Source organism: Streptomyces sp. R44 (assembly GCF_041053105.1).
Classification (GTDB): Bacteria; Actinomycetota; Actinomycetes; order Streptomycetales; family Streptomycetaceae; genus Streptomyces.
In genome coordinates, this window is sequence record NZ_CP163444.1 from 7,214,903 (window position 1) to 7,228,308 (window position 13,406).

Sequence of the window (13,406 nt, forward strand, 5' to 3'; positions counted from 1 at the left end):
GTGTCAGCTCTCTCCTGACGGCGGTTCCGACAGCAGTGAACGCAGCAGCCGCTCGTCGTCGGGCGACAGCGTGGTCACGAAGCTCGTGAGGACCGCCTCGCGGTTCTGTTCGGCGTCCAGGACCCTGCGCATCCGCAGAGCGGCGAGCCCGGCCTCGTCGGCCAGAGCGGTCCACTCGAAGGACCGTCCGGCCCGCTCACGGACGACGGCGCCTTTGACGTGCAGCCGCGTCAGGATCGTGATCACCGTGGTGTAGGCGAGGTCGCCGCCCAGCGCCTCCTGGACCTGGCCGGCGGTCAGCGCGCCCGCGCTCTCGCGCAGGACGGCGAGCACCTGCGTCTCCAGCTCTCCCTGGCCACGCCTGCGTCCGGACTGCCGCCCTCGGCCCTCGTCCGCCATGCCGTCGACCTCCCTCGATGCCCGCCTACCGTGACGAAGCGGCCCATCGTACCGATGCGTCACGTCCCGGCCGGTCGGCGTTCTGCCCGCGTCCGCCCGGCGGCAAGCTCCGGCCGGGATGGCGCTTCGGCCGTCGAAGGCGTCGTGTCACGGATGCGGCGTCCGCGGGGCGCCGGGCCCGGGGGCATCGCCCTGGTGTGCCGTCGGCCGGGTGACCTGGTACGTGGCCTGCGGCTCGGCTGTCTGGCCGTCGGCCTTCATCGCCGTGGTCTCGCTCTTGAGGATCCGGGCGGCCTTGCCCGCGTTGCGGGCCAACTCGGGCAGCTTCTTGGCGCCGAGCAGCACGATGACGACGATGAGGAGGATGGCGATCTCGCTGATGCCGAACATGTCTCTCCCGTTCAAGAGGGTGGACCGGGTCTTCAATCTACAGCGGCGTAGAGGATGGCGGGGGTCCGGGCGCCCCAGTTCGCCGGTGACCGGCTTGTCCAGGAGTGGCGTCCCCGCCCTCTTCCGGGCCGCCCCCTCCTCGCCCGTCTGCCCCGCGTCGACGTGGGTGTCGTGTCGCGGTCTCGGTCCAGGCCAACTGTGGTGTTTGCCGATCGAGTTGGACCGTTCTGACCTATGTTCTAGGGGCCCGCGACGGTTTCACGGTTCGCCCAGGAGGTCCGATTGCCGCCCAGACGCATACGCGCCCTTGCCGGAGCGTTTCGCCGCTCCCCCCTGCTCATAGCCTTCGCCCTCGGCTCGCTGCTCGTCGGGCTCACCCCCTTGCTCGGAGTGGCGAGTACGGGGGTCGGCGGCCGGGGTCCGGCGCCCCGGCCGACGCCGGGGGCCGGCGACCAGCAGGCGGCGCAGCAGTCGCCCCATCACGGCGTGGCCCCGGCGAACGCCATGGAGCCGGCGGCTCCCGCGCTCGACCGGACCGGATGGACCGCCACGGCGAGCGACGAGGAGACCACCGGCGAGAACGGCCGCGCGGGCAACGTCCTTGACGGGGACACCGCCACCATCTGGCACAGCAGCTATTCCGGGACCCCGGTCCCGCTGCCGCACAGCATCACCGTCGACATGCACCGCACGGCGGTGGTCTCGGGGCTCGTCTACCAGCCCCGCACCGCCGGGACCAACGGGCGCATCGGTGAGTACAGCATCTCCCTGAGCGCCGACGGCCAGAACTGGGGCAGCCCGGTCGCCACCGGCACTCTCGCCGACGACGCCGGCGCCAAGACCCTCGGCTTCGCCCCGCAGGGCGCGCGGTTCGTCCGGCTCACCGCCGTCACCGAGGCCGGCAACCGCGGCCCGTGGAGCTCCGCCGCGGAGCTCAACCTCCTCGGCGACCCCGGAACCCCGGCGGCCACCGTCGATCTGCCCCGCAACGGATGGACGGCCGTCGCGAGCGACCAGGAGACCCTCAAGGAGAACGGCCGCGCGGCCAACGTCCTCGACGGAGACCCCGCCACCCACTGGCACAGCAGGTACTCCGGGACCCCGGCCCCGCTGCCGCACAGCATCACCATCGACATGCACCGCACGAGGGCCGTCGCCGCCCTCGTCTACCAGCCTCGCAAGGACAGCGCCAACGGCCGCGCGGGCGCGTACACCATCACCACCAGCACCGACGGCACCACCTTCGGCGCAGCGGTCGCCACGGGCACCTGGCGCGACGACGACACCGTCAAGACCGCCACCTTCACCCGCGCGACCAACGCCCGCTACATACGCCTGACCGTGACCCGCGAGGCCGGCGACCGCGGGCCCTGGACCTCCGCCGCCGAGATACGCCTGAGCGGACCGGCCGGCCCGGCAGCCCACGGCTCCTGGAGCCGGATCACCGGCTTCCCCCTGGTACCGGTGGCCAGCGCCGTCCTGCCCGGCGACAAACTCCTGGCCTGGTCGGCGTACGCCGTCGACCGATTCGGCGGCAACAACGGCTACACCCAGACCGCGATCCTGGACCTCAAGACGGGCCGGGTCACCCAGCGCCGCATCGACAACACCGGCCACGACATGTTCTGCCCGGGCATAGCGATGCTCGCCGACGGCCGGGTCCTGGTCACCGGCGGCAGCAACGCGGAGAAGGCGAGCATCTACGACCCGGCCACCGACACCTGGTCCGCGACCACGAACATGAACATCGCCCGCGGCTACCAGGCCATGACCCTGCTCTCCACCGGCGAGGCCTTCGTCCTCGGCGGATCCTGGAGCGGAGCCGCCGGCGACAAGGCCGGCGAGGTCTGGTCCCCGGACACCCGCACCTGGCGCAAGCTCCCCGGTGTCCAGGCCGCCCCGGCGCTGACGGCCGACCCGCGCGGCGCCTACCGCGCCGACAACCACATGTGGCTGTACGCCACCTCGGGCGGCAAGGTGCTCCAGCTGGGCCCGAGCAAGCGGATGAACTGGATCACCACCGGCGGGAACGGGAGCATCACCTCCGCCGGCACCCGGGCCGACAGCCAGGACGCCATGAACGGCAACGCCGTCGCGTACGACATCGGCAAGGTGCTCACCCTGGGCGGCGCGCCCGCGTACGAGAAGTCGTCCGCCACCCGGCGCGCGTACACCGTGAGCATCGACGGCGGTCAGGTCCGGACCGCGCGCACGGGCGACATGCGCTACGCCCGTGCCTACAGCAACAGCGTCGTCCTGCCCGACGGCAAGGTCGCCGTGTTCGGCGGGGAGTCGTACCCCGTGCCGTTCAGCGACGCCACGTCCGTGCTGACCCCCGAGCTGTGGGACCCGGTGACCGGACGCTTCAGCCCGCTCGCCACCATGGCCATCCCGCGCAACTACCACAGCGTCGCGAACCTGCTGCCCGACGGACGGATCTTCTCCGGCGGCGGCGGCCTGTGCGGCGACTGCGCCACCAACCACGCCGACGGGGCCGTGTTCACCCCGCCGTACCTGCTCAACGCCGACGGCTCGCCCAAGCCGCGTCCCGCCTTCACCGGGGACGTGCCGCCCCGGGCCGCCGCCGGCACCTCGCTCACCGTGACCACCGACAAGCCGGTGGCCTCCTTCGTCCTGATACGGGCCGCGGCCGCGACCCACTCCACGGACAACGACCAGCGGCGGGTCCCGCTGGCCTCCACGGCCACGGCACCCGGCACGTACACGGTGTCCGTCCCGGCCGACAAGGGCGTGGTCCTGCCGGGCACCTACATGCTCTTCGCCCTGGACGCCCAAGGGGTGCCGAGCATCGCCCGGTTCATCACCGTCTCCTGAGGAGCCGTCTCCTGAGGAGCCGCGGGGCAGGGGCCGTCCCGGAGCGATCCGGGACGGCCCCTGCCCGTATGCGGGTTTCGCCGACCCGTGTCTACGACACCTGCCCCTGGCCCTCCAGTTCCGTCAGGCGGACCGTGCACAGGCCGCCGCGCTCGGTCTTCACGTCCGTCACCTTCAGCTGGGTGCCCGGGGTGAGGATGTACTCCTCCTCGCCCGTGAACGCGGAGAAGCGGCGGATCCCCACCGCACGCGCCGGCGTCACCTCGAACAGGGTGCGGCGGCCGCGGCTGCCGAGGAAGCCCCGGGCCACGCCCGGCTCGGACGTGCAGGACGAGACGCCCCACCAGGTCACCGTGCGCCCCAGCGGGTACTGGGAACGCAGGTCGAGGGCCACGCCCCGCCACAGCGGCCGTGTCTGCGCCGGCAGCTCGGCCACGGCCGAGAACAGCAGACGCAGGTACGGCAGGTACGGGGTCAGCCTCTCCCGGTCCGGGGACCTCAGCACGGCGTTGATCTCGCGGTAGAACGCCGACTCGCACGTGTACAGGTACAGCGCGGAGATCGCGTCGGCCGACAGGCCGCCCGAGACCTCCGGCTGCGCCGCCTTCGTCTCCGCGAACCGGGTCGACCGCTCGACGTACCGGTCCAGATTCGCCAGCACCCGCGTCACCGGCTCGACGGCCTTCCGGAAGTCCATCAGCGGGGTGTCGAAGACTCCGGTGATCGGCGGCAGGACGAGGCCCTCGTCCTTGACGCTCGTGAGCCGCTCCAGATAGAGCTGGTGCAGCTCCATCGTCGACGCGATGAACGCGCCCATCCGCTCGGAGCCCGCGGTGTCGGTCGCGTGCTGGTCCCAGCCCTTGCTCGGCAGCCAGTCGACCGGCTCCGCCCCCACCGCCGCCAGGGCGTCGTTCACCTGGGCGAAATGGTCGCCTTCGCAGAAGATGTCCCCCTGCGCCGCCGGATTCGCGTGGTCCAGGTGCCGGACCTCGACCCCCGGGTACTTCTTCTCAAGGCGCTGGACGACCCGCTTCAGGCTCCTGGCGTGCGCGCCCCACCAGGCGAAGACCACCCCGCGGTCCTCCCCCTCGGCGTCCTGCTTCGCCCGGAGGATCTCCTCGACGATCTGCTCGGCCACGGGCCGCCAGAAGGAGGTGTGCTGATCGGTCGGCACCGCACCGTCCGCGCTCGCCGTCAGTGAGGCGTTCAGCAGGAGCACGCCCTGGGTGAGCATCGCCTGGAACCACTCCGGCGGCTGGACCGTGTCCTCCTTCTTCAGCAGCGCCCGGACGTCGGCGATCGGCGTCTTCTTGGCGATGCCGTACTTCCACATCGCGGCCGCCTTGATGATGCAGCGGATGCTGACCACCCGGCCGAACTGACTGTCCTTCCAGTCGTGGAAGGTGTTGTCGAACATCGCGATGCCCGTCGCGCTCTCCGCCCGCGGATACGGGTTCTGCCCGAAGGCGACCACCTTCCACTTGTGCGGCGGATGCGGCTTCAGCGCCTGGAAGGTCAGCTCCCGCACCGGAACCACCTCGGGGCTCCGCTTCGGGCCGATGAAGGCCCCGGCCCCCGGCTGCGCCTCGATCACCGGGCCGAGCAGCGGCAGCCACGGCTCACCACCGCCCTTGAACAGCTCGGCAAGACCCAGGGGGTCGCCCGAGGGCGCGGGGGAGGGCGTCTGGGCCGGGACCTCGGCCGGGACCTGGGCCGGGCCCTGAGCCGGGGCCGGGACCTGAGCCGGGGCCGGGGCCGGGGTCGAGGCCGGGACCTGGGCCTGGGCGGCCGGTGCCGGCGTCTTGATCCGCACCCGCTGCGTCGGGCCCGCGCCCTCGATGTCGTCCAGCTGGCCCAGTACCGCCGCCCGCAACTCCTCGTAGTCCGCGAACCCGTGGTCGTGGAACAGGGTGTAGCCCGTCCACATCAGATTCGCGCACACCTGCGCGGGCACCTGGCCCGTCCGCGCGCCCATTCCGACGAGCGCCACCGACCGGATGCTGCCGGGCTTCGCCAGGTTCTGCAGGTGCACCGCCTGGAACGCGGCCGCGCACGCCAGCGCCACGTTCATCGTGTCGCTGACGTTCTGCGAGGACTGCCGCATGGTCGGCGTCGAGATCAGATACCGCGGCACGGCCGCCCCGGACGGGACGCACACCGCGCTGCCCACCGGCAGGCTCCCGCCGAACCGCTCCCGGATCGCCCGCTGCACCCGCACCTGGACCCCGGCGCCGAGGTGCCGCTTGACGACGGCGTCCACCCCTCCGTCCATCCGGCCCCGCGCATTGGTGGGGGACACCCACGCGTCGACATCCACGTCGAGAACGGAACCCCGCCGGATCTCGACCTCCGGCGTGTCCGCGAACGCGGACTTCCAGGCCGCCACCACCTCGTCGTTGACATCGACGAGAACGACCTTCAACGCACGCTCGACACCCACGAATTCCCCCTCCTCGTGCCCTCTTCCGAACGTTCTCGAAGCTATCGCGCACCACTGACAACGCCCGTGAGCCGTGTCTCACCGCCCCCGTCCGCCTTGCTATGCAACTCGTTGCATAGCAAGATCTGGCGCATGGCGCTCGACCACGCGATCCTCGTCTCCCTGCTCGAGAAGCCCGGATCCGGCTACGAGCTGGCCCGGCGCTTCGAGCGGTCCATCGGATACTTCTGGACCGCCACCCACCAGCAGATCTACCGCGTGCTCAAGCGCATGGAGGGCGACGGCTGGGTGGACGTCCGGGACGTGCCGCAGCAGGGCCGCCCGGACAAGAAGGAGTACTCCGTCGCCGGGCCCGGCCGGGAGGCGCTCTCCGCGTGGCTGGCCGCACCGATCGAGCCCGAGAGCGTGCGGCACGACCTCGCGGTGAAGATCCGCGGTGCCGCCTTCGACGATCCGGCCGCGCTGATCGGCGAGGTCGAGCGGCACCGGCAGGCGCACACCGACCGCCTGGAGCACTACCTCGCGGGCGAGGCCCGGGACTTCCCGGAGTCCGGCGCCGACGGTCCGCTCGACGCCGAGCGGGAGCTCCAGCACGCCGTGCTCCGCGGCGGCATCGCGTACGAGCGGATGATGATCGCCTGGCTCGACGACGTCCTCGCCACGCTCGCCCGGTTCGACGCCGGGCGCTGAACCGAGCCGTACCCACCCCTCGACCCCTGGAAGGCGGACGTCATGGCCGACCCGCTGCTGTTCAACCCGCACACCTACGACCCCGCCCACTTCGACCCGGAGACCCGCCGGCTGCTGCGCGCCACCGTCGACTGGTTCGAGGCGCGCGGCAAGCGCCGGATCATCGAGGACTACCGGACCCGGGCCTGGCTCGGCGACTTCCTCGCCTTCGCCGCGGAGGAAGGGCTCTTCGCGACCTTCCTCACGCCGTCCTCCGCCGCCGGTGCGGACGAGGGCGACAAGCGCTGGGACACCGCCCGCATCGCCGCCCTCAACGAGATCCTCGGCTTCTACGGCCTGGACTACTGGTACGCCTGGCAGGTCACCATTCTCGGCCTCGGCCCGGTCTGGCAGAGCGACAACGCCGCCGCCCGCGCCCGCGCCGCCGAACTCCTCTCCCAGGGGGAGGTGTTCGCCTTCGGCCTCTCCGAGAAGTCCCACGGCGCCGACATCTACTCCACCGACATGCTCCTGGAGCCCGACGGCTCGGGCGGCTTCCGCGCCACCGGCTCCAAGTACTACATCGGCAACGGCAACGCCGCCGGGCTCGTCTCCGTCTTCGGGCGCCGCACCGACGTGGAAGGCCCCGACGGATACGTCTTCTTCGCCGCCGACAGCCGCCACCCGGCGTACCACCTCGTCAAGAACGTCGTCGACTCCTCGAAGTACGTGAGCGAGTTCCGCCTGGAGGACTACCCGGTCGCGGCCGAGGACGTCCTCCACACCGGCCGTGCCGCCTTCGACGCCGCCCTCAACACGGTCAACGTCGGCAAGTTCAACCTGTGCACCGCCTCGATCGGCATCTGCGAGCACGCGATGTACGAGGCCGTCACCCACGCGCAGAACCGCATCCTGTACGGCCGGCCGGTCACCGTCTTCCCGCACGTGCGGCGCGAGTTGACCGACGCGTACGTCCGGCTGGTCGGCATGAAGCTGTTCAGCGACCGGGCCGTCGACTACTTCCGCACGGCGGGACCCGACGACCGCCGCTACCTGCTCTTCAACCCGATGACGAAGATGAAGGTGACCACGGAGGGCGAGAAGGTCATCGACCTGATGTGGGACGTCATCGCCGCGAAGGGCTTCGAGAAGGACAACTACTTCGCCGAGGCGGCCGTGGAGATCCGCGGTCTGCCGAAGCTGGAGGGCACGGTCCACGTCAACCTGGCGCTGATCCTGAAGTTCATGCGCAACCACCTCCTCGACCCGGTCGGGTACGAGCCCGTCCCGACCCGGCTGGACGCCTCCGACGACACGTTCCTCTTCCGTCAGGGGCCGGCCCGCGGTCTCGGCTCGGTCCGCTTCCACGACTGGCGCCCGGCCTACGACACGTACGCGCACGTGGCCAACGTCTCCCGCTTCCGCGAACAGGCCGACGCGCTCTGCGAGTTCGTGCTCAAGTCCGCACCCGACGAGGAGCAGAGCCGCGACCTGGATCTCCTCCTCGCCGTCGGCCAGCTCTTCGCGCTCGTCGTCCACGGGCAGCTGGTCCTGGAGCAGGCGGCCCTGACCGGTCTCGACGAGGACGTCCTCGACGAGCTGTTCGCCGTCCTCGTCCGCGACTTCTCCGCGCACGCGGTCGAGCTGCACGGCAAGGACTCCGCGACCGAGCAGCAGCAGCTCTGGGCGCTCGGCGCCGTCCGCCGCCCCGTCGTCGACGAGGCGCGCTCGGAGCGGGTCTGGCAGCGCGTCGAGGCGCTGTCGGGGGCGTACGAGATGAATCCCTGAGGATTCGTCAGTTCGGCACGACCCGGCCGTCCTTGTCCACGACGACGGTGTCCCAGTAGCGGTCCCATTCGTCGCCCACGTACTCGGGCACCTGGCCGGCCGGGTAGCGGACCCAGCCCTCCGGCGGCTCCTGGCCGTCGGCCACGCAGTCCCCGCCGGTGGAGTTGCCGACGGCCTTGACCGGGTAGCTGCCGGAGCCGCACACGCGGTCCTGGATCGAGCAGCCCGTCAGGAGGAGGGTCGCGGTCAGGCCCGCGACGGCAAGGACGGGGAGGGTGCGGCGGGTCTGCTTGGTGGTCACTTTCATTGCCTCTCTCGCTGGTGATCAACAGTCTCGGCGAGCGAGGGCGCCTGGTGATGAGTACGCGTACTCACCTGGTGGTGAGTCGTGGACACCGTCTCCGCGGACCGGCCGGACCGGGCCGGCCCGCGGAGGCGGCGGGGCCGTTACGGCTTGGGCAGGGCGCAGCCGGCGCGGTTCAGGTCGATCACGTTGCCGGGGCCGATGCAGGGAACGATCGTGTACGTCTCCTGGGCGTAGTTGATGCCCTGGCGGACGGTCACGGTGCCGTTCTCGTCGACCTCGCACGGGTTGTTCACGGTGCAGCTCTCACCGCTCTCGTTGCCCGTGTTGTTGACGGCGACGACCTTGCCGGTGGCCGTGTCGATCACGGGCGAGCCGGAGGTGCCGCCGATGGTGTTGCACGAGGAGGTGTAGCGGACCGAGTCCTTCCAGGTCCACCCGCCCTCCTTCAGGCGGTAGACGAAGCCGTCGACGTTGCAGTTGTAGATCCGCTTCCAGTACCCCGAGACCACGCTGATCGAGGAACCCTGGGTCGGGTGGGCGTCGTTGAGGGTGAGGGCGCTGATGCCGTACGTGCTCTGTATCTGCGCGTACGTCTTGGTCAGCTGGTAGATCGAGATGTCCGTGTCCGTCATCGTGCCGTACGCGATCTTGCTCGCGCGCAGCGTCCCGACCCCGGTGCCGGCCGAGTTGAGCAGCGTGAACGAGCGGCTGGACCGCCGGTCCTTGATGACCTGGCCCGCCGTCGGCATGCCGGTCTCCAGGCAGTGGCCGTTGGAGAGGACCAGCGCGGGGTCGGACGGCAGGGAGCTGGGCGTGCGGACGACGGAGCCGGAACAGTTGCTGAGCGCGACCGTTCCCGCGAAGTCGACGGCGGCCACGGCCTGTGGCTGCGCTGCGGCGACCGGTGCCTGGGCGACCGTCTCCCGGGGTGCGGAGGCCGCGGCCGGGACTGCCGCCGCTCCTGTCAGGAGCAGGGCGAGCAGGGCGCCGGCGAGAGGCTTCTTCATGTGGGGGTTCCCCTCTGAATGAACCGTTCGGATGGACCGTCGAAGGACGGTGCAACCGAGAATCCTTCGGTTGTCATGTGCATTCTTGGAAGGGAGTCGTCCAAGTGGCAAGAGGGCGTGCGGGGTTGGGAGGGACGCGCGTGTCCACCCTTCCGCGAAATGATCACTCGTTCGTGAGTTCCGGCGTCGTCCCCGCACGTCCGGCGCGAGTCTGGAAGGAGTGACGTCGACGCTGTCGGGTGGGGAGTGGACATGACGCGAGAGACGGGATCCCGCGGGGGCCTGGACGAGCGGGCGGTGTTGGTGGCGGCGGGCCTCGCCGATCTGGCGGTGAGCACGCTGGGGTCGGGCCTCGGACTCGTACGGGGCCTGCTGAGGCGCTCGGACGCCGCCGAGGTGGCGGCCGAGGCGGAGCGGGACCTGGAGGCGCGCGGCCGGCTCGCACTCGACCGGTACCTCTCCCCGCCCCCCGCCCACCTGGAGGTTCTCGCCCGGAACGTGCTGGCGCGACGGGCCGGCGACGGTGGCTGAGCGGTGGGAGTCGGCCGCGTTCAAGACGCGCGTCGACGACGTGCTCCGGAGCTACGTCGCGGGGGAGGCCGCCGAACTCACCGCGGTCGACCCGGCGCTGGGCCCGGTGGCCCAGCAGCTGGAGTCGACCGTCGCCGACGGCAAGCGGCTGCGGGCGGCGTTCTGCTACTGGGGCTGGCGCGCGGTCGGACAGCCCGACAGCGACGCCCTCGTGCGGGCGGCGTCCGCCATGGAACTCGTGCACGCGGCCGCCGTCGTGCACGACGACCTGATCGACGACAGCCCCCTGCGCCACGGCCGGCCCACCGCACACCTGGCCCTGCGCGCCGCCGTGGAACACCACCCGCGGCCCGCCGCTGGAGCCCGCTCGCTCGCGATGCTCCTCGGCGACCTGCTCATGTCGCTCGCCGGGCAGCTCTTCGTCACCAGCGGCCTGCCCGCCGCCTACCTCGGCCGGGCCCGCCCGCTCTGGGCGTCCCTCGCACGCGACCTCGTCGCCGGTGAGTGCCTGGAGATCCTGCGCACCGGCGCCGCCCCGGACACGACGGCCTCGCTGAAGGTGATCCGCTACAAGACCGCCAAGTACACCGTCGAGCAGCCGCTGCTGATCGGCGGCGCCCTGGCCGGGGCGGGCGGACGGCTGCGCGAGGGCTACTCCGCGTACGGGGTGCCGCTGGGCGAGGCGTTCCAGCTGAGGGACGACCTGCTGGGCCTCTTCGGCGACCCGGAGACCACCGGCAAGGCCGGCGCAGACGACGTCCGCGGCAACCGGCCCACGACCCTGCTCGCCGAGACCTGGCGGCTCGCCGGCGAGGAGGAGCGCGGGCGGCTGCGCGAGCTGCTCGCCCGGCGCGAGCCCGACGGGGACGCCCTGGAGGCCGTACGCGAGGTGATGCGGCGTCTGGAAGCGCCCGAGCGTGTCGAGGTCATGATCACCGAGCGGGTCGGGGACGCCCTCCGCGCCCTCGACGAGCTGAACCTGCCCGCCGCCCCCGCCGCCGCGCTCACCGCCCTGGCGCACTCGGCCGCCGTCCGCCGTTCCTGACGCAGAACAAGGAGCCCTGCCCATGAGCATCACCGAGGCGTCGATGGACGCCCTGCGGCGGAGCGGCGACGAACTCGCCGACGCCACGGTCGCCACCCTCTTCGAACGCGGGGAGGTCGGCACCTTCAACACCCTCATGCGGTACGTGTCCACCGCGGGATCCCCGCTGCCGGACGGGCTGCCCGAGGTCGCCCGGGAGTACCTCCACGCCACCAGTGCCCCGCCGTCCTGGGTGGACTGGGCGGAGATGGAGAAGGCCCGGCTGTTCTTCATCGACAACAACGTGCACATCTCCACCGCGCTGTCCTTCGCCTCCATGCCCGCCTGCTACCTGGTCCCGCACGTGGCGAAGCTGCTGTCGGCGACGCACGGTCTGAAGTACCCCTCGAAGCGGATGGCGGAGACCGGACAGTTCACCGTCCACCTCATGCAGCCCGACGCCTTCGAGGCGGGCAGCCGCTTCATCCCCGCCGCGCAGAAGGTCCGCCTGCTGCACGCCTCCATCCGGCACCACCTCAGGCGCGAGAACCGCTGGGACGTCGAGGCCCTGGGGGTGCCGATCTGCCAGGAGGACATGATCGGCGGGCAGATGTTCTTCTCGATGCTGGTCCTCGACAGCCTGCACCGCCTCGGCATCCACATGTCCGCCGAGGGAGCCGACGCCTACTCCTACGCCTGGCGCGTGGTTGGCGCGATGCTGGGCGTCGACCAGGAGGCCGTGCCCAAGACGCTCGACGAGGCCCGTCGCTTCCTCGACCTGTACATGATCCGCCACATGGGGCCGTCCCCCGAGGGCGTCCATCTGACCCGGCAGCTGATCGACCTCTACGAGGAGGTCGTGCCCGGCACCTTCTTCGACCCGATCGTCTCCGCCCTCATCCGCTACCTGGTCGGCGACACCTGCGGGGACTGGCTCGACGTGCCCCGCACCCCCTGGGACACCGTCGTGAAGTCCGTCCCCCATCTCCTCGGCGTCCTGGAGACCATCGAGGACCGCTCCCCGCTCGGCGCCTGGGCCCTGGACCGGCTCGGCCACCTCACCACCGTCCTCGAACTGTCCTCCCTCACCCGCGGCCGCGTCATGCACTACGCCATCCCCGAACACCTCAGGAAGGACTACGGCCTGCCGTCGGGACCGCCCCGCACCCGCCGCTGGAGCCCGCCGGCCTCGACGGTCTCCCCGTGATGCGCCCGGCACCCCGCTGACCACCGGAAACGCGGGTGAAGAGCACTCCGGAAGCCTGGTAGATTGTTCTCTGTCGCCGCGGGGGAAACCCCAAACGACAATCACCCGGTCCGGGTGGCGGAATGGCAGACGCGCTAGCTTGAGGTGCTAGTGCCCTTTATCGGGCGTGGGGGTTCAAGTCCCCCCTCGGACACAGGAAACGCACCATGTGGTGGTCGGGATCATCCCGGCCACCACATGGTGTTTCCGTGTGTCGTCACGGGGAACGGGGGGCCGATGATTCCGGGGGATCCGCGTCGTACGGCGGTCGGAGTCCTGCTGCTGGTCGCGCTCGTCGGCGGGTGCGCCGGAGCCGCCGAGCCGCCGAGCCGCACGGCCTCGCAACAGCCGCCGGAGGTGAAGGTCGAGCGGGACCGGAAGCCGGTGGAGGAGCGGTTCCCGCAGTTCGGGAACTTCACCGGCGTCGAATGGGCGGCGGTCCCCCTCGGAACGGCGGATTCCCGGGTTCCCGGGCCCACCGACATCCGGATCTCCGGGGTGGCGACCCTCGCGAAGGCGGACGTCCAGCGGCTCCTGAAGGAGTACGACTGGGTGGCCGCCGAGGTGCCGCCGGACGTCCTCGGCGGTATCGCGCCCAAGGTGCCGAAGGGCGCGGAATGGCGGACGAGCGAGGAGTTCACCTCCGAGGTCACCCGGAACGTCTACACCGGCTCGTTCCATCTGGATCCCCGGGCCGGAGTCATGGTCTTCGACGCCGTCAATCCGTCGCCGGCGAAAGGCTCTTGACCGGCCCCGGGCGAAAATGCTTG

At 71.3% G+C, this 13,406-nt stretch carries 12 protein-coding genes and 1 tRNA gene; 8 read left to right on the plus strand and 5 right to left on the minus strand.

Going from position 1 to position 13,406, the window contains the following annotated elements; translation table 11 throughout:
- Positions 1–3: 3 nt before the first annotated feature.
- Together AB5J54_RS33640 and AB5J54_RS33645 are read right to left on the minus strand one after the other, a co-directional pair.
- A complete protein-coding gene (locus tag AB5J54_RS33640; RefSeq protein ID WP_369147695.1) occupies positions 4–399 on the minus strand; it encodes a BlaI/MecI/CopY family transcriptional regulator in 396 nt (131 codons plus the stop codon).
- 147 nt (positions 400–546) lie between these two features.
- Positions 547–789 carry a twin-arginine translocase TatA/TatE family subunit gene (locus AB5J54_RS33645; protein ID WP_369147696.1) on the minus strand — a complete coding sequence of 81 codons (243 nt, stop codon included), beginning with the start codon at positions 787–789 and terminating at the stop codon, positions 547–549.
- 282 nt (positions 790–1,071) lie between these two features.
- Between AB5J54_RS33645 and AB5J54_RS33650 the strand changes: the two genes are divergently transcribed.
- Positions 1,072–3,624, plus strand: a complete 2,553-nt coding sequence (locus AB5J54_RS33650; RefSeq protein ID WP_369147697.1) for a discoidin domain-containing protein — start codon at positions 1,072–1,074, stop codon at positions 3,622–3,624.
- A 91-nt stretch (positions 3,625–3,715) separates the two neighbouring features.
- On the opposite strand, the gene AB5J54_RS33655 is transcribed toward AB5J54_RS33650, so the two are convergent.
- Positions 3,716–6,064 (minus strand): macro domain-containing protein, encoded by a 2,349-nt coding sequence (locus tag AB5J54_RS33655; RefSeq protein WP_369147698.1) that lies wholly within the window; start codon positions 6,062–6,064, stop codon positions 3,716–3,718.
- Between the two features lie 132 nt (positions 6,065–6,196).
- Here AB5J54_RS33655 and AB5J54_RS33660 point away from each other — a divergent pair, with 132 nt between their 5' ends.
- Both AB5J54_RS33660 and AB5J54_RS33665 read left to right on the plus strand, forming a co-directional pair.
- Positions 6,197–6,754, plus strand: coding sequence for a PadR family transcriptional regulator (locus AB5J54_RS33660; protein ID WP_369147699.1), 558 nt, complete (start codon positions 6,197–6,199; stop codon positions 6,752–6,754).
- A 42-nt stretch (positions 6,755–6,796) separates the two neighbouring features.
- Positions 6,797–8,521, plus strand: a complete 1,725-nt coding sequence (locus AB5J54_RS33665) for an acyl-CoA dehydrogenase family protein (protein WP_369147700.1) — start codon at positions 6,797–6,799, stop codon at positions 8,519–8,521.
- A 7-nt stretch (positions 8,522–8,528) separates the two neighbouring features.
- On the opposite strand, the gene AB5J54_RS33670 is transcribed toward AB5J54_RS33665, so the two are convergent.
- The gene (locus AB5J54_RS33670) at positions 8,529–8,822 is read right to left on the minus strand and encodes an SCO0607 family lipoprotein (protein WP_369147701.1); all 294 of its coding nucleotides are present in this window, start codon (positions 8,820–8,822) and stop codon (positions 8,529–8,531) included.
- A 146-nt stretch (positions 8,823–8,968) separates the two neighbouring features.
- Positions 8,969–9,835: a serine protease gene (locus AB5J54_RS33675; protein ID WP_369147702.1), complete on the minus strand. Its 867-nt coding sequence runs from the start codon at positions 9,833–9,835 to the stop codon at positions 8,969–8,971.
- A gap of 252 nt (positions 9,836–10,087) precedes the next feature.
- Here AB5J54_RS33675 and AB5J54_RS33680 point away from each other — a divergent pair, with 252 nt between their 5' ends.
- The 5 genes from AB5J54_RS33680 to AB5J54_RS33700 all read left to right on the plus strand — a co-directional run bounded on the left by AB5J54_RS33680 (position 10,088) and on the right by AB5J54_RS33700 (position 13,383).
- Positions 10,088–10,366: a polyprenyl synthetase gene (locus AB5J54_RS33680; RefSeq protein WP_369147703.1), complete on the plus strand. Its 279-nt coding sequence runs from the start codon at positions 10,088–10,090 to the stop codon at positions 10,364–10,366.
- The gene (locus AB5J54_RS33685; protein ID WP_369147704.1) at positions 10,359–11,411 is read left to right on the plus strand and encodes a polyprenyl synthetase family protein; all 1,053 of its coding nucleotides are present in this window, start codon (positions 10,359–10,361) and stop codon (positions 11,409–11,411) included. The genes AB5J54_RS33680 and AB5J54_RS33685 overlap by 8 nt, the downstream gene beginning before the upstream one ends.
- 22 nt (positions 11,412–11,433) lie before the next feature.
- On the plus strand, positions 11,434–12,597 hold the full coding sequence (locus AB5J54_RS33690; protein WP_369147705.1) for an oxygenase MpaB family protein: 1,164 nt from the start codon (positions 11,434–11,436) through the stop codon (positions 12,595–12,597).
- A 108-nt stretch (positions 12,598–12,705) separates the two neighbouring features.
- Positions 12,706–12,790: transfer RNA gene (locus tag AB5J54_RS33695), tRNA-Leu, on the plus strand.
- An 83-nt stretch (positions 12,791–12,873) separates the two neighbouring features.
- Positions 12,874–13,383 carry a hypothetical protein gene (locus tag AB5J54_RS33700; RefSeq protein ID WP_369147706.1) on the plus strand — a complete coding sequence of 170 codons (510 nt, stop codon included), beginning with the start codon at positions 12,874–12,876 and terminating at the stop codon, positions 13,381–13,383.
- Positions 13,384–13,406 lie beyond the last annotated feature (23 nt).